Raw genomic sequence first — 19019 nt, 5'->3', positions numbered from 1 at the left:
TCGGGCGGGAAGAGCCCTCCCGTCGCCTGGCCGGGCCCGTGTGGGTCCGTCCACCGGCCACTCATGTCCCGGAGCGCTCCCAGCCCCGCCGCGGGGCGCGGGCCCCGAGGTGGGTGTCGCGGCTGCGGTAGACGACGTAGGGGCGGGTCAGGTAGCCCACGGGCGCGGTGAGCATGTGAACGAGCCGGGTGAAAGGCCAGGCCGCGAAGAGCAGCAGGGCGCTGAGCGCGTGCAGTTGGAACAGCACCGGGGCACCGGTCATCAGGTCCGGGTCGGGTTGGAAGTAGAAGACCGAACGGAACCAGGGGGAGATGGTCTCGCGGTAGTCGTAGCCGCCTCCGACGGTGTTCGCTGCCACGGTCGCGGCCAGGCCGAGCGCGATAGTCAGGGTCAGGGAGACGTACATGGCCTTGTCGTTGCGGGTGGTGGCGGAGAAGACCGGGCCGACGGTACGGCGCCGGTAGATCAGGATGGTCAGCCCGCCGAGGGTGCAGACGCCCGCGATGGTGCCGAGGAACACCGCGCCGATGTGGTAGACGTGCTCGCTGATCCCGGCTGCCTCGGTCCAGCTCTTGGGGATGACCAGGCCGCCGATGTGGCCCAGGAGCACGACGAGGATGCCGAAGTGGAACAGGGGGCTGCCAATGCGCAGCAGCCGCCGTTCGTACAGTTGCGAGGAGCGGGTGGTCCAACCGAACTTGTCGTACCGGTAGCGCCAGATGTGGCCGAGGACGAAGACGGCGAGGCAGACGTAGGGCAGGACGACCCACAGCAGGAGGCCGCCGGTGCTGGTCTCCGCCGCCAGGGTGACGTGCTGCGCGGGTGCGGTCATCGGGAGCCCCTCACGACGGGGTCGGGCAGGAACACGGGGGACGCGTACGGGTCGAGACCGACCTGTTCCGCGGGCGGGCCCTGGGCGGCCAGGCGCATCACCGCTTCGCGGTCGTCGCCGGCGAGGGCGGGCAGGGTGGCGGACACGGACTCCAGGACGTGTGCCCAGGGCGAGCCGTCGTCGCCCAGGGCCAGGCGCAGGAGTTCCAGGCCGGCACGGTGTTCGGTGAGCAGACGCGCCCCGGTGGCCGGGTCGGTGGCGGCGAACTCGAGGACGACGGCGAGGTGGTCGGGCAGTTCGTCGTCGCCCAGGCGCCACCCGGCCGCGGCGTAGGTCTGCTTCAGCCGCAGCAGGCCGACGCCGCGCTTCCTGGTGTCGCCGTGCGCGTAGTACGTCAGGTAGGGACAGCAGCGCTTGCGGTGGTCGAAGGTGGTCACGTAGGCGGTGGCCAGGTCGCCGGTGGCCGTCTGCCCGGCGTGCGCGGTGAAGCGGAGCAGGGGCCGGGCGACCGGTTCCGGCAGGGTGGAGGCGACCCGGCCGGCCAGGGCCAGTCGCTGCTCGAACCGCTCGTCCGGGTAGTCGAGCAACAGGGACTGGGCCTGCCAGGCGTGGGGGTGCCAGGGCTCGGTGCGTGTGGTGCGTGTGGTCTTCCTTCTCGGCGCTCTCATGGCTTCGGCTCGTCCTTCCCGTCGCCGTTCCCGCCGGTGCCGTTCCCGCCGCCGGATGGTTCGTTCGGGAACAGGCCGGGCGGCCGGCCCTTGCCGTCCCAGTTGAAGAGGTTGACGCGGCGGGCCTTGTCGGTGGGGGTGGCCGCGGTGTCGGAGGTCTGCCGGTGGCGCAGGGCGTGGAAGTTCTCCACCGCGAGCGGGGCCGCCCCGCCGGAGGACTCGCCGAACGGGCCGGAGCCCCCCATGCCGGGGCCTCCGTCGTAGTCGAGGCTGCACACGGTGGCGAGTTCCTCGAGGCTGTGGGCCTGTTCCGCGTGGGCGGGCGGGATGACGTACCGCTCGTCGTACTTGGCCAGGGCCAGCAGCCGGTACATGTCGTACATCTGCTCCTCGCCCATCCCGACCGCTTCCGGGATGCGCGCGTCCGGCTCACGGCCGAGGTTGATGTCACGCATGTACGCGCGCATGGCGGCCAGGCGCCGCAGCACCGCGTCCACGGGGGCCGGATCGCCCGCGGTGAAGAGCTGGGCGAGGTAGTCCACGGGGATGCGCAGGGCGTCGACGGCGGCGAAGAGGTTGCGGTGGTCCTCGGCGTCCTGGCCGGTGTCGCGGACGGCGTCGACCACGGGGGACAGCGGCGGGACGTACCAGACCATGGGCATGGTGCGGTACTCCGGATGCAGCGGCAGGGCCACCTTGTAGGTGTTGATCAGCGCGTGGACCGGGGACCGCTGGGCGGCCTCGACCCAGTCCCGGGGTATACCGGCGTTCTCCGCCTCCCGCACGACCGCGGGATCGTTCGGGTCGAGGAAGACGCCGCGCTGGGCCTCGTACAGATCGGTGTCGTCGGGGGTGGAGGCCGCTTCCAGCACCCTGTCGGCGTCGTAGAGGACGAGGCCGATGTACCGCAGCCGGCCGACGCAGGTCTCGGAGCAGACGGTGGGCAGCCCGACCTCGACACGGGGGAAGCAGAATGTGCACTTCTCGGCCTTGCCGGTGCGGTGGTTGAAGTACACCTTCTTGTACGGGCAGCCGGTCACGCACATCCGCCAGCCCCGGCAGCGGTCCTGGTCGACCAGGACGATGCCGTCCTCCTCCCTCTTGTAGATGGCGCCGGAGGGGCAGGAGGCCGCGCAGGACGGGTTGAGGCAGTGCTCGCAGATCCTGGGCAGGTAGAACATGAAGGTCTGCTCGAACTCGAACTTGATCTTCTCGGAGACCTGGCTCAGCAGCACGTCCTTGTCACCGTGCTCGGGCGCGCCGCCGAGGTTGTCGTCCCAGTTGGCCGACCAGGAGATCTTCATGTCCTTGCCGGTGATCAGGGACTTGGGGCGGGCGACCGGGGTGTGGTTCTGGAGCGGGGCGTTGGTCAGGGTCTCGTAGTCGTACGTCCAGGGCTCGTAGTAGTCGTCGAGCGCCGGGAGCTTGGGGTTGGAGAAGATCTGGGCCAGCTTCTTGAACCGGCCGCCGGCCTTGAGGGCGAGCCGGCCCCGCTTGTTGAGCTCCCAACCGCCCTGCCAGGTGTCCTGGTCCTCGTAGCGGCGCGGGTAGCCCTGTCCCGGGCGGGTCTCCACGTTGTTGAACCACACGTACTCGACGCCCGTGCGGTTGGTCCACGCCTGTTTGCAGGTGACCGAGCAGGTGTGGCAGCCGATGCACTTGTCGAGGTTCATCACCATCGCCATCTGGGCCATCACGCGCATCAGTAGGTCACCTCCTGGTTGCCGCGGCGGCGGATGACGGTGACCTCGTCGCGCTGGTTGCCGGTCGGACCGAGGTAGTTGAAGGCGTACGAGAGCTGGGCGTAGCCCCCGATGAGGTGGCTGGGTTTGATCAGCAGTCGGGTCAGTGAGTTGTGGATGCCGCCGCGGCGGCCGGTGGTCTCGGTGCGCGGTACGTCGATGAGGCGGTCCTGGGCGTGGTGCATGTAGACGGTGCCCTCCGGCATGCGGTGCGAGACGATCGCGCGGGCGGCGACCACGCCGTTGCGGTTGACCGCCTCGACCCAGTCGTTGTCCCGCACGCCGACCTTGGCCGCGTCCTCCTTGCTCATCCAGATCGTCGGGCCGCCCCGGGACAGGGAGAGCATGAACAGGTTGTCCTGGTACTCGGAGTGGATCGACCACTTGTTGTGCGGGGTCAGGTAGCGGACGGTCACGCCGAGTTCTCCGGTGTCCCCGACGTGGGGCTCGTCGAAGAGCGCGGTCATGTTCAGCGGGGGCCGGTAGACGGGGAGGTGTTCGCCGAGTGCGGCGATCCAGTCGTGGTCGAGGTAGAAGTGCTGGCGACCGGTGAGGGTGTGCCAGGGCTTGAGGCGTTCGACGTTGACGGTGAACGGGGAGTAGCGGCGGCCGCCCGTCTCCGAGCCGGACCACTCGGGAGAGGTGATGACCGGCACGGGCGCGGCCTGCGTGTCGGCGAACGTGATCTGTTTCCCCCCGTGTTCCGCGGCCAGGTCCGCGAGCTGTGTGCCGGTGCGGGCCTCGAGCGTGTGGAAGCCCTGGGTGGCGAGGTGGCCGTTGGTGGTGCCGGACAGGGCGAGGATGGCCTCGCAGGCGTGCGTGTCGCGGGCGATCGAGGGCCGTCCGTCGCCCGCGCCGCCGCGGACGGTGCCGTTCTTGTGCCGCAGGTACTCCAGTTCGCGGCCGACCTCGAAGGTGACGCCCTTGGTGGTGGCACCGTGGGTGTCCAGCAGCGGGCCGAGCGCGCCCATCTTCTCCGCCACCGCGCCGTAGTCACGCTCGACGGTGATCAGCTTGGGCATCGTGCGGCCGGGCACAGGTTCGCACTCCCCCGCCTTCCAGTCCCGCACCCTCCCGTGCGGGTTGGCCATCTCGTCCGGGGTGTCGTGCAGCAGCGGGGCGGCGACCACGTCCCGGCGCACACCGAGGTGGTCGGCGGCCTGACGGCTGAACTCCTCGGCGAGGGTGTGGAAGGCGTCCCAGTCGGTGCGGGTCTGCCACGGTGGTGCGATCGCCGGGTTGAAGGCGTGGACGAAGGGGTGCATGTCCGTGCTGGACAGGTCGTGCTTCTCGTACCAGGTGGCGGCCGGCAGCACCACGTCGGAGAAGATCGTGGTGCTGGTCATGCGGAAGTCCAGGGTCAGCAGCAGGTCGAGCTTGCCCTCGGGGGCCTCCTCCCGCCACACCACGTCCCGCGGCCGGGCGTCCGGCGGCGCCTCGGCGGCACGGACGGAGGCGTCGGTGCCCAGCAGGTGCTTGAGGAAGTACTCGTTCCCCTTGGCCGAGGAGCCCAGCAGGTTGGCCCGCCATATGGTCAGCACCCGCGGGAAGTTCTCGGGAGCGTCGGGGTCCTCGCCCGCGAACCGCAGCCGTCCCGCCTTCAGTTCCTCCACCACGTGCTCGGCGACCGGGCGGCCCGCGGCCTCCGCGTCAGCGGCGAGGTCCAGCGGGTTGCGGTCGAAGGTCGGGTACGACGGCATCCAGCCCATCCGCGCCGACTGCGCGATGACGTCCGCCGTGGTCTTCCCGGCGAACGGGCCCGTGCCGGAGCCGCCCGCCGCGAGGGTGTCGGCGGAGAACGGGTCGTAGCGGAACTGGTCGGCGTGCAGGTACCAGTACGCCGTCTGGATCATCTGCCGGGCCGGACGGTTCCAGTCGGCGGCGGTCGCGATCGCCGAGTAGCCGGTGATCGGCCGGACCTTCTCCTGGCCGACGTAGTGGGCCCAGCCTCCGCCGTTGACGCCCTGGCAGCCGGTGAGCGTGGTCAGCGTCAGGAAGGCCCGGTAGATGGTGTCGGAGTGGAACCAGTGGTTGGTGCCCGCCCCCATGATGATCATCGAGCGGCCGCCGGACTCCTCGGCGTTCGCGGCGAACTCCCGGGCGATCCTGGCCGCCCGGGCCGCGTCCACGCCGGTGATCGCCGCCTGCCAGGCGGGGGTGTACGGCTCCGCCGCGTCCTCGTACGACGACGGCCACCGGCCGGGCAGGCCCTCGCGGGCCACCCCGTACTGGGCCAGCAGCAGGTCGTACACCGTGGTCACCAGCCGCCCGGCCACCCGCCGCACCGGCACCCCCCGCCGCAGCCGGGCCGCGCCGCCGTCCGGGGTGTCGAAGCGGGGCAGGGTGACGGCGACCGGGGCCTCGCCGCCGCCCTCGGCGGACAGCAGGGGGTCGGTGTCGCCGAGGTCGAGGTTCCACTTCCCGGCCCCGGAGTCGCCGTAGCGGTCGCCCAGGGTGCCGTTGGGCACGACCGGCCGCCCGGTGGCCGCGTCCAGCAGCACGGTCCGGAACTCCGCGTGCTCGGCGGTGGCGGCCTCGCCGCCGAGGTCCGCGGCGGTCAGGAACTTCCCCGGTGCGTAGGTGCCCGGGTCGCCCTCGGCCTCGTCGAGGACGACCAGGAAGGGCAGGTCCGTGTACCGCTTCACGTAGGAGGCGAAGTACTCCGTCCGCCGGTCGACGAAGAACTCCTTGAGGACCACGTGCCCCATGGCCATGGCCAGGGCGCCGTCCGTGCCCGGCTGGGCGGGCAGCCACTCGTCGGCGAACTTCACGTTGTCCGCGTAGTCCGGCGCCACCGCGACGACCTTCTGGCCGCGGTAGCGGGCCTCGGCCATCCAGTGCGCGTCCGGTGTGCGGGTCACCGGCAGGTTGGAGCCCCACATGATCAGGTAGCCGGCGTCCCACCAGTCCCCCGACTCCGGGACGTCGGTCTGGTCACCGAACACCTGGGGGGAAGCCACCGGCAGGTCCGCGTACCAGTCGTAGAACGACAGCATCGCCCCGCCGAGCAGCGAGTAGAAGCGGGCCCCGGCCGCGTGCGAGACCATCGACATCGCCGGGATCGGCGAGAAGCCGGCCAGCCGGTCAGGACCGTACTCCTTGATGGTGTGCACGTGCGCCGCGGCGACGAGCTCCACCGCCTCGTCCCAGCTCGCCCGCACCAGGCCGCCCTTGCCGCGCGCCGCCTTGTAGCGGCGGGCGCGCTCCGGGTCGGCCACGACGTCCGCCCAGGCCGCCACCGGGTCGCCGAGGCGGGCCTTGGCCTCCCGGTACATCTGGAGCAGGACGCCGCGGACGTACGGGTAGCGCACGCGGGTCGGCGAGTACGTGTACCAGGAGAACGCCGCCCCGCGGGGACAGCCGCGCGGCTCGTACTCGGGGCGGTCCGGGCCGACCGACGGGTAGTCGGTCTGCTGCGCCTCCCAGGTGATGATGCCGTCCTTGACGTACACCTTCCACGAGCACGATCCGGTGCAGTTCACCCCGTGGGTGGAGCGCACCACCTTGTCGTGTGACCAGCGGTCACGGTAGAACTCGTCCGCTTGCCGCCCGCCCTTGCGGTGCAGCGTGCGGAGGTCGTCGGAGACCTCCGCACGGGTGAAGAACCGGCGGGAGCGCACCAGGGCCTCCGCCAGCTCGCCGTCCATGCCCGCCCGTCCCGGGCTGGTCTCCGTACTCACCGTGCCACTCCGTCCCAGGCGTGCGTGCCCGTTCGAGTCGTCATCAGTTCCGGCCGCCGTGGCCCTGTGACCGCTACCCACCCGAGGGTCGCGGTCACACCACGGACACCACGCCGCTTGGTCAACGTCGCCCGCGTGCGGAGGCGGCTTCCCGGGGGTGCGGGGCCACGCCGGCGACTCCCCGCCCGCCTCCCGTGCGCGCCAGGGGTCGGGGCGCGGAACACGGCCCCTGTGCTCCCGGGGCCACGGGCCCGGCCCCGTCGCCCCGTCATGCGGCGGGACGGGGCAGGACGCTGCCCGCCTTCTCCCGCTCGGCCTCGACCGCTTCCCACTCCTCGGTGCTGAGGTTCGCCAGTGCGGCCGGGAAGACGCCGTCCTGTTCCTTGAGGATGTGGTCGCGCAGCATGGCCATCGCCTCCAACAGCCGGTCGGGCCAGGCCGGGTCCGGGGGCGTCGCGCCGTCCGCGGCCTCGGCCAGCACGGCCTCGACGGTGCGGTGTTCCGCTTCCAGGGCGGCGATCTGGTCGGGGAACTCCCCGGCCAGAGCGGGGAACAGGCCGTGCTCCTCGACCCGGGTGTGCGGGCCGAGCACGGTCGCGATCTCCCGGGCGACCTCGGCCATCCGGGCCGCCCCGCCCTCCCGGAGGGCGGGGCGGAGGTGGCTGATCAGGCGGACGACCTCGTCGTGCTCACGGGTCAGCTCGTCGATCGACGCCAGGGACTGGCAACCGCAGTACTCGCACACCTGTCTTCTCCCTGTTCTTCGTTTCCGGGTGGTCCCGTCCGTCCGCCCTCACGCGGCGGTGGTGCGGTGCTCGCGCCGCCCGCCCAGCTCGCGTTCCCTGTCCGTGGCCGCCGCGCGGACGCCGGTGAGGATGTAGGCCAGCGCCGCGGCGGCCACGACCGCGAGCAGGACGAGACCGATCGCGTACGAGCCGAACTTTCCGTACAGCGAACCCATCACCAGCGGCGGCAGGAAGCCGCCGAGGCCGCCCGCGGCGCCGACCACGCCGGTGACCGACCCGACCTGGTTGGCCGGGGTCCGCAGGGCCACCAGGGCGAAGGTCGCGCCGCTGCCCGCGCCGAGCGCCGCGGCCATGGCCAGGAAGGCGAGGGTGCCCACCGGCGCCAGGGCCGGGGTGAACGACTGCACGACCGCACCGGCCACGACCACCTCCAGGGAGCCGGCGAGCACCCGGGTCGGGCCCATGCGGTCCGACAGCCAGCCGCCGATCGGCCGCATCGCCACCGCCAGCAGGACGAACCCGGCCATCCGGTTCGCGGCGTCCGCCTGGCTCAGCCCGTAGCCGGTCTTGAGGTACGTGGGCAGGTAGACGGAGAAGGCGACGTAGCCGCCGAAGGCCACCGCGTACAGCGCGGACGCCTGCCAGGTGATGCCGAGGCGGGCGGTCGCGGCCAGGCGCCGGGCCAGCGGCTCCGTCGGCACCGTGCGGCCGGGCGCGTCGCGCAGCAGCAGCGCGGCGACGACCGCGTAGACGGCCAGGACCGCGGCGGTGATCAGGAACGGAGCGGCCGTGCCCCTCGCGTCGACCAGTCTCACCGTGGTCAGGGCACTGACCGCGGTGCCGCCCATGCCGGCGCCGAAGACGCCGATGGCGAGGCCCCGCCGCTCCGGTGGGAACCACGCGTTGACGAGCGGCACCCCGACGGCGAAGGCGGTGCCGCCGACTCCGAGGAAGAACCCCCCGACCAGCAGCGCGGCGAGGGAGGAGTGCCCGGCCAGGCCGAGGTAGAGCACCGGAACGATGGTCGCCGCGGACACGATGGGGAACACGACCCGCCCACCGAAGCGGTCGGTCAGCGCGCCGACCGGGATGCGGCCCAGGGAACCGACCACGACCGGCACCGCCACCAGCAGCGACTGCTCGAACGACGACAGGTCGAGGCCGTCCTTGAACCGCGGACCGAGCGGGCTCAGCAGCGCCCACGCCCAGAAGTTCACGGCGAAACCCATCGTGGCCAGGGCCAGCATCAGCCACGCCCGGCCGGACACCCGGACACCCGACGGCGCACCGGCGCTCTTCGACCGCAACGGCTGAACCATGTTGCCCGTCCCTTCCTCCGCGTGCTGGTACGGCGCCACCGGGGTCGCACCGCACGGCAGGTGCCCTGCCCGCTGCGCCCCGTCATCACTCTCCGCGTCCGGACTCGCCGGCGACAGGGCCATGAGTCCCTACCCGCGCGCAGACAGGCCCCAGGTTCGGACCCGGTCGTCCCCGCGCGGCCCGGACATCAGGTTGCCCGTGCGGCCCCCCGCGAAACAGCGGCTGCGGTCGGCGGCCGGTGCCGGGTCGGGGTAGGGCCGGTCGGCCCTACCCCGACCCGGCACCCGGAGGGGACGATGGACCGGTGTTCCAGGGAGACGGCTTTCGCGCACTCGACCGGCAGGAGTGCCTGCGCCTGCTGAGCACGGCACCGGTCGGCCGCGTGGTGTACACGCGGCAGGCCCTGCCCGCGGTGCTTCCCGTCAACTTCGCCCTGGACACCGACACCTCCGTCCTGCTGTCCACCTCGCCGGCCTCGGACCTCGCGCGCGCCATCGACGGTGTCGTGGTCGCCTTCGAGGCGGACGAGTTCGATGCGGCAACCCGGTCCGGCTGGAGCGTGGTCGTCACGGGGCAGGCCACCGTGGTGACCGATCCCGCCGAGCACGAGCGGCTGTCCCACGCCGGCCTCAGTTCCTGGATGCCCTTGCGGGACGCGGTGTACGTGCGGATCGAGTCCGAGATCGTCACCGGGCGTGAGCTCAGCGGAGCGTCCCGCACGCAGTGAGGCGCGGCCCGCGTCGGCCGCGGGCCCGTGACGCCTGCCGCGCGGACCGTGGCGCGCCCCGGCGGTGCGACGTCAGTCCGCCGGCCCGGTACCCCCGTGCCGGGCTCCCGGCTCCGGCCCCGTGGAGGACGGGGGTGCACAGGGCGCGGGCGCGCGGGGCGTACGAGCGCCGTCCGGGCCGTAACCGAAACGGATCAGCACCTGTGGGCAGCACCGCGGCCTCGACCCGGCCATCGCCTCCCGCAGGTCCGGCCAGTCCATCACCTGGTGCAGCATCGACGTCCGCACCCCGTGCACGGTCGCCGTGAGCAGCACCCGCTGCAGGGCCTGCCCCGCCCTCAGCCAGTCCTCCCGCCGGTCGTGGGACGTCCACAGCAGAGCCACCTGGGCATGGCGTTCGAAGCGTGACGCGGGCAGCCGCGGCGCGGACAGCGCACCGGTGAAGTCCCGCACCGGCATCCGCCCGGCAGCCCCCCGCGGACCCGGGGCCGTGCGGGGAACACCGCGGGCGGCGTCCGCTCCCGGGGCGGTGGTCCGCGTGCGCACCTCGGCCGCGCGGGCCGGTTGCGCGGCACCGCGGGCGTCGGCCACCGTGGCCAGGCGCAGCAGGCGCCGGGTCGCCACGGCGTCGGGAACGTCCAGGTGCGAGCCCTCGGCCCGGGCCGAACTGACCATCGCGGCGACGACCTGCTCGGGCACGGTCCGGCCGGTGAGGGGCGTCCGGCTCGTGTGGCGCCGCTCGACCGCCTCGTACAGGTCACGCAGGGACGGCTCCCCGGCCGCGACCGTCCCGGTGAGCCGCACGGTGGCCAGCAGGTCCGGGTCGTCCGCGGCGGGCCGCAGCCGGACGACGGGGTCCCAGCCCAGGTACTGCGCGGCCACCCTGATGTTGAAGACCGCCGCGCCCACCGACAGGTGCTGGGCGCGCGGCTGGGGATCGGCTGTCGGCGGCCACCGCCCACGGTCGGCACGGACCTGGACCGACCTGCTGTCCGGGTCCAGACCGAACCGCCAGGGCTGCGTGTCGGGGACCGATGGCGCCGCCACCGCCGCGGCGAGCAGGACGCGAACGGCTGGGGCGTCGACTTCCCGGGTCTGCATCACCGCTTCTCCGCTCGTTCCGCACCGTTCCGTCCACCTTGCGCCCCCGACCCGCTCGGGGGGAGGGTTGACCGGCCCCACCCCGCGGGCCATACGTCCCCATCGGCCGGGCGTGCCGGTCACCGCAACCCCGCGGGAGGGCCGGGCGGCGGCGCCGGTAGGGCCGACCAGCCCTGGCCGTTCGTCCCGGGACCACGCAGGATCTGCGGTAGACAGGGACGGGTACCACCGCACGGGCGACGTCCGGTGCGGTATCCAGACAGCGCGGACAAGGAGTGTTCCCATGCCGGACGGTGAGCGGCCAGGACCCGACAACCCGATCCGGGTCTTCCTGCTGGACGATCACGAGATCGTACGGCGCGGGGTGCACGACCTGCTGAACGACGAGCCGGACATCGTCGTGGTCGGTGAGGCCGCGAACGTCGAGCAGGCCCTGGTCCGCGTGCCCGCCCTGCGCCCCCAGGTCGCCGTGCTCGACGTGCGCCTGCCCGACGGCGACGGGGTGACCGTGTGCCGGGAGCTGCGCTCGCGCATGCCGGAGCTGGCCTGCCTGATGCTGACCTCGTTCGACGACGAGGAGGCCCTGCTTGACTCGATCATGGCGGGTGCCTCCGGGTACGTGCTGAAGCAGATCCAGGGCTCGGACCTGGTGTCGGCCGTGCGCACGGTGGCCGCGGGCCAGTCCCTGCTCGACCCCGACGCCACCGCCAAGGTCATGGCCCGGCTGCGTCAGGGCCAGGAGCCGAAGCCCGAGCCCGACGCCCTGCCGGGCCTGACCGAGCGGGAGCGGGAGATCCTGGCCCTCATCGGCGAGGGACTCACCAACCGGCAGATCGGCCAGCGGCTCTACCTCGCCGAGAAGACGGTGAAGAACCACATCTCCCGGCTGCTGGCCAAGCTCGGCGTGGAGCGGCGCGTCCAGGCTGCCGTCATCGCCACCCAGGCCCAGGGCCGGCCCAAACAGGACAAGCGCTGACGCAACGCGGCGAGCCCGGGGCCGAACGTCCCCCCGGCTCGCCCCCGGACGGCCCAAGCCCGACCCCGCCCCCGGCCGACAAACTGGGGAGTGGTCACAGACGGCCCGCACGCCGGTCACGGACCGTCGTGGTGCGGGTGCGCCGTCGGGACGCGCGTCGCGGTGGCGTCCGGGTTTCCGCCCCCGGGCCCGTCGGCGGACACCGGAACGGGCCCGTTGGCGCGGACCCACCGCCGTCGTGACCGTGGTGCCAGCACGCCCATCACTCGCTCATCGGGGTACACATGGGTACGGACCCGCGGCGGCGGGTGTGAGGAGGACGCCATGGCTTCACAGCAGCTTGACGAGAAGACCGTGACGGGGCTGGTGGCCGACGCCGCCGCGGCACCGTCCATGCACAACGCGCAGCCATGGCGTTTCCGCTTCGTGGCCGGCGAGCACGTCCTGCTGCTCCACGCCGATCTCGAGCGGGCCATGCCCCGCTCCGATCCCGACAACCGCGCCCTGCACATCGGCTGCGGGGCGGCGCTGTTCAACCTGCGGGTCGCCGCGGCACACGCGAACCTCCTCCGGGAGACCCGGCTGCTGCCCGATCCCCGGGACCCCCGGCTGCTCGCCGCCGTCCGTCTGGGTGACGGGGCCGCGCACCCGCGGGACGAGGACCTGGCACGGCTGCACCCGGCGATCCGCCAGCGGCACACCAGCCGCTACCCCTTCGCCGAGAAGGACGTCCCCGAGGACGTGCTGGCCACCCTGCGGGACGCCGCCGAACGGGAGGGCGCCGAGCTGCTCTTCCCGGGTCCCTGGCACACCGAGACCGTGCTCGACCTGATCCACGACGCCGAGAGCCGGGACACCCTGGACCCGGACGCGAACGAGGACCTGGTCCGCTGGACCCGGCTCGGTCCGGAGGCGGACACCGCTCTCGACGGCGTCCCCGAGTACGCGTTCGGGCCGCGCATGCGGGACGGCAAGGCACCCATCCGGGACTTCGCCGGACGCCGGCGTGTCGCTGACCGCGGAACCACCACGTTCGAGCACACCCCGCACCTGGCCCTGCTGAGCACCCCCGGCGACGGACCGGCCGACTGGCTGCGCGCGGGGCAGGCACTGGAGCGCGTCCTGCTGGAAGCGACCCTGGCCGACCTGACCGCCTCCCTGACCTCCCACGCGCTGGAGGAACGCACGCTACGGCTCCTGGCCCGCGACCCCGCCTCCGGCGCGGGCCAGGTGCAGATGGTGCTGCGCCTGGGTTACGGCCCGAGGGGCCCGTCCACACCCCGCCGCCCGGTACGGGACGTCCTGGACATCGTGTAGTTCGCCCGTCGGGCCGCAGGGGGCACGCCCGGGGAGATCGACATCGAGCTGCGGCACGACACCTACCGCGGGGTCGCGTGCCGGCAGCCCGGGCCCAGGCTGTCTTCGGCGACGACGGCCTGCGGGCGGGCCGCCGACCGACTACTTGACATACTGCGTCACCTGGCGGTTCCCCGGCCCCTTCGGCCCCTGGGGGGAGACGATCCAGTCGTCGTCTTCTGCCGTCTCTGCCAGGAGGAGACCGACGCGGCTGGGCGCGCGGGCGTCCCGCCGATCACGAGGGCGGACGGGATGCGCTCTCACTGCGCGGCGAAGAAGTCCACCACGTCAGCCCGTCGTGCGAGCCGTGCCCCCAGCGACAGTCAGTCGCTGGCGACGCGGAGTCCGTCACCACGGCTGGTCCCGGCAAGATCGCAGAAGTCCGCGGCATGGTCGCGGGCCCACTGCGCGAAGGTCCGTGCCGGTCGGCCCGTGACGACCTCCGCGGTGGGCAGCGGACCGAGCAGCGCCGGATCGAAATCCGCCGCCGCGTCCGGGTCGGCCGGATTTCCGTCGTAGTCAGTGAAACCCAGCAGGAAATCCGCGGCCTCCGCGGCGAACCCGCCCTGCGCGAGGTACACCTTCCGGGCCTCGGCCGGGCTGAGCACCTCGAAACGGATCTCCTCGCCGATCGCCGCCGCGATGGCGCGCACCTGGTCACGAAGGCTGACCACCGCCGGCCCGTTGACGTCGTAGACGTTGCCGACGTGACCGTCTTCCAGCAGTGCCGCGATCACCACGTCGGCGATGTCCTGCTCGTGCACGGGAAACCAACCCGAATCAGGATTGGCGTCCCGCACCACCCGCTCCGCTCGGATCGACGGGCCCCACAGCGACAGCTTGTTCGCCGCGAACTCGCCCGGCCGTATGTGCGTCCACTCCAGTCCTGACTCCTCGACCGCCCGCTCCACGGGCAGGTGGATCGTCGTGTCGTAGCCGGCGGTCACCGCCCCTGATGACAACACGACCACGCGCCGCACCCCTGCTCGCTCCGCCAGTGCGACCACTTCCCGTGCCGTGGAGGCTTCGGGAAAGAGATACATCCGATCGACGTCGGCCATGGCCGGTTGCAGCGTGCGCGGTTGAGTGAGGTCGCCCGCCACGACTTCGACACCGTCGGGCAGCACGGCCCTGGCCGGGTCCCGCGTCAGGGCGCGCACCTCCACCCCCGCGTCTACCAGTCCTTTTGCCACAAGTCGCCCCACATTACCGGTCGCGCCGGTCACCAGCACCCGCACCCTCTGAGCCCTTCCAGAATTTCCGTACCACCTACGGTTAAACAAAACCGTAGCATGCACGGGAAGTTGGACGCGAGGAGACGTGATGGAACGCAGCGGCGGCGGCGATCCCGGCGCAACCCTGAGGCTGCTGTGGCGTGGCGCCGCCGTGGACACCGACCGGCCCACCCGGGGCCGGCCCCCGAAGATCACCCTCAAGCAGGTCATCACCGCGGCGATCACCGTGGCTGACCGCGACCACCTCGAGGCCACGACCATGGACAAGGTTGCGCACGAACTCGGCGTCGGCACGATGTCGCTGTACACACACGTCCCCGGCAAGGCCGAACTGATCGACCTGATGGTGGACGCCACGTGGTGCGAGTTGGCCCTGCCTCACGGCGCGGACCCACGGCCGGACGGCTGGCGAGCACAGGTGGAGTTGTACGCACGCAAGGCATCGGCACTGCACGGGCGCCATCCCTGGCTCCGTGAGATCTCAACCGTGCGTCCACCACTGGGCCCTGGCCTGCTGGCCCGGCAGGAGTACCTGCTGTCCGCGCTGTCGGGGGCCGGCCTGGATCCCGTCCAGACCGCAGCCGCGACCGACGCGATCGTGATCTTCGTGGACGCCGCGGCGGGTGCGCAAGCCGAGCACACGCACGCCGAGCAGTTCAGCGGGCAGTCCGGTCCCGATTGGTGGGCGGCGCGACGGGCGTTCTGGACGGAGATCTTTGACGTCACCCGTTATCCCGCCATCGCGCGCGCCTGGACGGAGGGCGGCCTGAGCCGCAGCGCCGCTGAGGCCTCCACGCTGGCGTTCGACCTCGGCCTGCGCAGCCTGCTGGACGGGATCGAGGCGCGAGCGACATCCGGGTAAGACTCCGGCCGCCGGTGTTCAGGCATGGCTGACCGCCCACGCCGCGCGATCTTCACCGGCTACGTGGCGGTTGAGAACACGTTCGGGAGCGGAGGGCTCTGATCCTCGTGGGTCCGAAGAAGCCGACGCCTGGCCGGTATCAGCGTGACGGCTGGCCCGGATGACATGGGACGCCAACATCAGGGACCGACTGCGTCAATGGGTGGACGCCAAGCAGCCATCCGCCGAGAAGGCGGATCTGGTCACCGACGTCCGTGGCGGCGCGTGGGCCACCGCAAGCGGCCGGTCTATCAGGCGTTCGGCCTCTCGCTGACCTAGGACACGACAGAGCGGGTCGTGATGGTCACATCACAACCCGCTCATTCATGCACGTGATGGTGTCCGAGGGGGGACTTGAACCCCCACGCCCGATAAAGGGCACTAGCACCTCAAGCTAGCGCGTCTGCCATTCCGCCACCCGGACAGGGTCATCAGCCAGTGAGCGCGGCTGACGACTCCACGATACCAAGGATCGGGGGTGGGGCTCACCCGAGTTGCCGGCGGGGAGGGGGAACGCCTGGTGAGGGCCTGGACACCGACGGTGAGGCAGGGGCGTGCGCCGGCGCGCATCGGTTGGGGAGCAGGGGTGACCGCCGCGGAGAGATTTGGTGCAGGTGATCGGCGATGGAGTGGCAGGGCTGGTGGGTGAAGGGTGCACTGGGGGGCGGTCGGGGCCGGTGGCCGCGGGTGGGGCCGGTGGTGCGCGGTTCTGGGGGCGGGTGAGCCGTCACCGAGGGGTGGTGCCCGCCCCGTGACCCGCCCCGGCGAAGTGGCGTGGCGCCCGTCCCGGCGGAGTGGGGCCGGCCTGGGAGGTAGCGGGTTGGGGAAGAACAGTCAGCAGGACGGACGAGTCGGTTCGACGGCAGCGTTGGACGGCCGGAGAGGGAGCACAGCTTTGCGCGAGGTCGCGGTCCCCGCCCTGACCACAGCCCCACGGCTCGGTGGACTGGCCGATGCCGTGTTCGACAACGCCGAGGAGCGGCCGGGGCTGGTGGCGCTGCGGCGGTCGGTGGGCGGGCAGTGGCAGGACGTGACCGCCGCAAGGTTCCGGGACGAGGTGGTCGCGCTGGCCAAGGGGCTGCTGTCCCAGGGGATACGTTTCGGCGACCGGGTGGCCATCATGTCCAGGAACCGCTACGAGTGGACCCTGTTCGACTTCGCCCTGTGGACGTTGGGGGCCGAGTCCGTGCCGATCTACCCCACCTCCTCCTCGGAGCGGGTGCGCTGGATGCTCGCGGACTCCGACTGCGTGGCCTGTGTGGTGGAGGACGAGAGCCACGCCATGACGGTGGGTGCGGTGATCAACACGCTGCCCGCGATGACCGCCATCTGGCAGTTGGACGCGGACGCGGTGGGGACGCTCACCGCGCGGGGGACCGGCATCGACGACGAGGTGGTGCACCGGCACCGGCTCGCGGTCACCCCCGAGGCGGTCGCCACCGTGGTGTACACGTCCGGGACCACCGGTCGCCCCAGGGGGTGCGTGCTCACCCACGGCAACTTCATGGCCGAGTGTGACAACCTGCTCGCCCGCTGGGAGCCCGTCTTCGGCTCCAGGACCGACGAACCCGTCTCCACCCTGCTCTTCCTCCCGCTCGCGAACGTCTTCGGGCGGGTGGTGGAGGTGGCCGCGGTCCGGGGACGGGTCTGCGTCGGGCACCAGCCGGGGATGGCGCTGGCCAGCCTGTTGCCCGCCCTGGCCGAGTTCCGGCCCACCTTCGTGCTCGCGGTGCCGTACGTCTTCGAGAAGGTCTTCTCCGCGGCGCGGCACCAGGCCGAGACGGCCGGGCGGCTGGGAGCGTTCGACAAGGCGGTGGACGTCGCCGTCCGCTACGCCGAGGCCCGTGAGGCCAAGGCGTTCGGGGAGGGACCGGGGCCGAGCGCCTCGCTGCGGATGCAACACCAGTTCTACGACCGGCTGGTCTACGGCAGGCTCCGGGAGACGCTGGGCGGCCGGGTCCGGTACGGGATGTCCGGCGGTTCGGCGATGGACCGCCGGCTCGGCCTGTTCTTCGCCGGTGCCGGGTTGACGGTCTGCGAAGGGTACGGGATGACGGAGACCACGGCCGCGGTGACCGCCAATCCACCGGACCGGGTCCGGTTCGGCACCGTGGGCCCGCCGGTGCCCGGCACCTCGGTGCGGATCGCCGAGGACGGTGAGGTGTGGGTGCGCGGCGGGCAGCTCTCCGGCGGCTACCTCAACGAGAGCGGCGCCGGGCTGGCGCTCCGGGACGGGTGGCTCGCCACCGGCGACCTCGGCACCCTCGACGACGCGGGGTACCTGACCATCACCGGCAGGAAGAAGGACGTCATCGTGACCAGCAAGGGCAAGAGCGTCTCCCCGGTGCTGGTCGAGGAACGGGTGCGGGCCCATCCGCTGGTGGCGCAGTGCGTGGTCGTGGGCAACGACCGCCCCCACGTCGCGGCGCTGCTCACGCTGGACCACGAGGCGGTGCGGCACTGGCTGGCGACGCGCGGCAGGCCCGTGCTGCCACCGGAGGAGATGGTTCGCGACGAGGAGCTGGAGGCAGAGCTCAGGAGGGCCGTGGGAGCCGCCAACGCCCTGGCCTCACAGGCGGAGTCGATCCGCACGTACGTGGTGCTGCCCTCGCCGTTCACGGAGGAGGAGGGGCTGCTCACGCCTTCCCTGAAGCCTCGGCGGGACGCGATCGAGGAGGCCTTCGCCGGGGAGATCGAGGAGATGTACCGCCCCTGAGCGCACACGGGTGCGGGGGCGCTCGGGAAAACGGTTCGCCACCCGGCGGGCAGCCAGGGGCCCTCTCCCACCCGGGCGGGGCGGGTGTGCGGCCGGGAGCGGGGGGTACCGTGGGCATCCGTGGATCAAGAGTGAAGACGGGTGTGTTTGCGACGTGAGTACCGTTCCCCACATCGACCTCAACAACGGCGTGCGGATGCCCCAGCTCGGCTTCGGCGTCTGGCGCATCCCGCAGGACCGGACGACCGAGGCGGTGCGCGCCGCGCTGGACGCGGGCTACCGCAGCGTGGACACCGCCGCCGTCTACGAGAACGAGGAGGGCACCGGGCGGGCACTGGTCGGCTCCGGGCTACCCCGTGAGGAACTGTTCGTCACCACCAAGGTCTGGAACAGTGAGCAGGGGTTCGACGCGACGCTGCGCGCCTTCGACGCCTCCCTGGAGCGGCTGGGCCTCGAGTACGTGGACCTGTACCTGATCCACTGGCCGGCGCCGGCGAAGGACCTGTACGTGGAGACCTGGACGGCGCTGGAGCGGATCCACGCCGAGGGCCGCGCCAAGGCGATCGGCGTGTCCAACTTCCAGGTCCCCCACCTGCGTCGTCTGATCGGCGAGACCTCCGTGGTCCCGGCCGTCAACCAGGTGGAACTGCACCCGTGGCTACAGCAGCGGGAGCTGCGCGAGTTCCACGCCGAACACGGCATCGCCACGGAGGCGTGGGGTCCGTTGGGCCGGGGCGGGGACCTGCTGAGGGAGCCGACCCTGGTGCGGATCGCCGAGCGCCACGGCCGGAGCGTCGCCCAGGTGATGCTGCGCTGGCACCTCCAGCTCGGGAACATCGCCATCCCGAAGTCGGTGACACCGTCCCGGATACGGGAGAACATCGACGTCTTCGACTTCACACTGGACGACGAGGACCTGGCCGCCGTCGCGGAGCTGGACTCCGGACAGCGCCTGGGTCCTGACCCGGACACGATGGCCTGACCGGGGCGCCATGGCCTGACCGGGGCGCGGTCGGGGG

14 protein-coding genes and 1 tRNA gene are annotated in these 19019 nt (G+C 72.2%); 6 read left to right on the top strand and 9 right to left on the bottom strand.

Going from position 1 to position 19019, the window contains the following annotated elements:
* Positions 1 to 61 precede the first annotated feature (61 nt).
* The 6 genes from narI to A3IG_RS0109520 all read right to left on the bottom strand — a co-directional run bounded on the left by narI (position 62) and on the right by A3IG_RS0109520 (position 8915).
* Entirely contained in the window at positions 62 to 832 is a 771-nt protein-coding gene (gene narI / locus A3IG_RS0109545; RefSeq protein ID WP_018383337.1) for a respiratory nitrate reductase subunit gamma, read from the bottom strand.
* Positions 829 to 1500 (bottom strand): nitrate reductase molybdenum cofactor assembly chaperone, encoded by a 672-nt coding sequence (gene narJ, locus A3IG_RS0109540; RefSeq protein ID WP_018383336.1) that lies wholly within the window; start codon positions 1498 to 1500, stop codon positions 829 to 831. The genes narI and narJ overlap by 4 nt, the downstream gene beginning before the upstream one ends.
* Positions 1497 to 3203 (bottom strand): nitrate reductase subunit beta, encoded by a 1707-nt coding sequence (gene narH / locus A3IG_RS0109535; protein WP_018383335.1) that lies wholly within the window; start codon positions 3201 to 3203, stop codon positions 1497 to 1499. Before narH ends, narJ begins: the two co-directional genes overlap by 4 nt.
* Positions 3203 to 6889: a nitrate reductase subunit alpha gene (locus tag A3IG_RS0109530; protein ID WP_018383334.1), complete on the bottom strand. Its 3687-nt coding sequence runs from the start codon at positions 6887 to 6889 to the stop codon at positions 3203 to 3205. The genes narH and A3IG_RS0109530 overlap by 1 nt, the downstream gene beginning before the upstream one ends.
* 301 nt (positions 6890 to 7190) lie before the next feature.
* Positions 7191 to 7667 (bottom strand): hemerythrin domain-containing protein, encoded by a 477-nt coding sequence (locus A3IG_RS0109525; protein ID WP_018383333.1) that lies wholly within the window; start codon positions 7665 to 7667, stop codon positions 7191 to 7193.
* Positions 7668 to 7715: 48 nt separating this feature from the next.
* Positions 7716 to 8915 (bottom strand): MFS transporter, encoded by a 1200-nt coding sequence (locus tag A3IG_RS0109520; protein ID WP_201787452.1) that lies wholly within the window; start codon positions 8913 to 8915, stop codon positions 7716 to 7718.
* Between the two features lie 377 nt (positions 8916 to 9292).
* Between A3IG_RS0109520 and A3IG_RS0109515 the strand changes: the two genes are divergently transcribed.
* Complete coding sequence (locus A3IG_RS0109515; RefSeq protein ID WP_018383331.1) at positions 9293 to 9715, top strand: pyridoxamine 5'-phosphate oxidase family protein; 423 nt, start codon at positions 9293 to 9295, stop codon at positions 9713 to 9715.
* 72 nt (positions 9716 to 9787) lie between these two features.
* Here A3IG_RS0109515 and A3IG_RS29150 read toward each other — a convergent pair whose 3' ends face one another.
* Positions 9788 to 10816: an Acg family FMN-binding oxidoreductase gene (locus A3IG_RS29150; RefSeq protein ID WP_040911092.1), complete on the bottom strand. Its 1029-nt coding sequence runs from the start codon at positions 10814 to 10816 to the stop codon at positions 9788 to 9790.
* 283 nt (positions 10817 to 11099) lie between these two features.
* Here A3IG_RS29150 and A3IG_RS0109505 point away from each other — a divergent pair, with 283 nt between their 5' ends.
* The gene (locus A3IG_RS0109505) at positions 11100 to 11792 is read left to right on the top strand and encodes a response regulator (RefSeq protein WP_018383329.1); all 693 of its coding nucleotides are present in this window, start codon (positions 11100 to 11102) and stop codon (positions 11790 to 11792) included.
* A 324-nt stretch (positions 11793 to 12116) separates the two neighbouring features.
* A complete protein-coding gene (locus A3IG_RS0109500) occupies positions 12117 to 13109 on the top strand; it encodes an Acg family FMN-binding oxidoreductase (protein ID WP_018383327.1) in 993 nt (330 codons plus the stop codon).
* Between the two features lie 362 nt (positions 13110 to 13471).
* Here A3IG_RS0109500 and A3IG_RS29145 read toward each other — a convergent pair whose 3' ends face one another.
* Positions 13472 to 14386, bottom strand: a complete 915-nt coding sequence (locus tag A3IG_RS29145; protein ID WP_051087432.1) for an SDR family oxidoreductase — start codon at positions 14384 to 14386, stop codon at positions 13472 to 13474.
* An 85-nt stretch (positions 14387 to 14471) separates the two neighbouring features.
* Here A3IG_RS29145 and A3IG_RS0109490 point away from each other — a divergent pair, with 85 nt between their 5' ends.
* Complete coding sequence (locus A3IG_RS0109490; protein WP_018383325.1) at positions 14472 to 15245, top strand: TetR/AcrR family transcriptional regulator; 774 nt, start codon at positions 14472 to 14474, stop codon at positions 15243 to 15245.
* Positions 15246 to 15620: 375 nt separating this feature from the next.
* Here A3IG_RS0109490 and A3IG_RS0109485 read toward each other — a convergent pair.
* A tRNA-Leu gene (locus A3IG_RS0109485) sits at positions 15621 to 15708 on the bottom strand.
* A gap of 471 nt (positions 15709 to 16179) precedes the next feature.
* Between A3IG_RS0109485 and A3IG_RS0109480 the strand changes: the two genes are divergently transcribed.
* Together A3IG_RS0109480 and A3IG_RS0109475 are read left to right on the top strand one after the other, a co-directional pair.
* A complete protein-coding gene (locus A3IG_RS0109480; RefSeq protein ID WP_018383324.1) occupies positions 16180 to 18000 on the top strand; it encodes an AMP-dependent synthetase/ligase in 1821 nt (606 codons plus the stop codon).
* 154 nt (positions 18001 to 18154) lie between these two features.
* Positions 18155 to 18982, top strand: a complete 828-nt coding sequence (locus A3IG_RS0109475; protein ID WP_018383323.1) for an aldo/keto reductase — start codon at positions 18155 to 18157, stop codon at positions 18980 to 18982.
* Positions 18983 to 19019: the final 37 nt, after the last annotated feature.

It is taken from the genome of Wenjunlia vitaminophila DSM 41686 (assembly GCF_000380165.1).
Taxonomy (GTDB): domain Bacteria; phylum Actinomycetota; class Actinomycetes; order Streptomycetales; family Streptomycetaceae; genus Wenjunlia; species Wenjunlia vitaminophila.
The sequence above is the reverse complement of the archived record's forward strand: the minus strand, read 5'-3'. Positions and strand labels throughout refer to the sequence as shown.

Bases quoted from the DNA above. Each gene is read 5' to 3' on its own strand.
- narI (WP_018383337.1), bottom strand. From the start codon at position 832: ATGACCGCACCCGCGCAGCACGTCACCCTGGCGGCGGAGACCAGCACC.
- narJ (WP_018383336.1), bottom strand. From the start codon at position 1,500: ATGAGAGCGCCGAGAAGGAAGACCACACGCACCACACGCACCGAGCCC.
- narH (WP_018383335.1), bottom strand. From the start codon at position 3,203: ATGCGCGTGATGGCCCAGATGGCGATGGTGATGAACCTCGACAAGTGC.
- A3IG_RS0109530 (WP_018383334.1), bottom strand. From the start codon at position 6,889: ATGGACGGCGAGCTGGCGGAGGCCCTGGTGCGCTCCCGCCGGTTCTTC.
- A3IG_RS0109520 (WP_201787452.1), bottom strand. From the start codon at position 8,915: ATGCTGGCCCTGGCCACGATGGGTTTCGCCGTGAACTTCTGGGCGTGG.
- A3IG_RS29150 (WP_040911092.1), bottom strand. From the start codon at position 10,816: ATGCAGACCCGGGAAGTCGACGCCCCAGCCGTTCGCGTCCTGCTCGCC.
- A3IG_RS0109505 (WP_018383329.1), top strand. From the start codon at position 11,100: ATGCCGGACGGTGAGCGGCCAGGACCCGACAACCCGATCCGGGTCTTC.
- A3IG_RS0109500 (WP_018383327.1), top strand. From the start codon at position 12,117: ATGGCTTCACAGCAGCTTGACGAGAAGACCGTGACGGGGCTGGTGGCC.
- A3IG_RS0109490 (WP_018383325.1), top strand. From the start codon at position 14,472: ATGGAACGCAGCGGCGGCGGCGATCCCGGCGCAACCCTGAGGCTGCTG.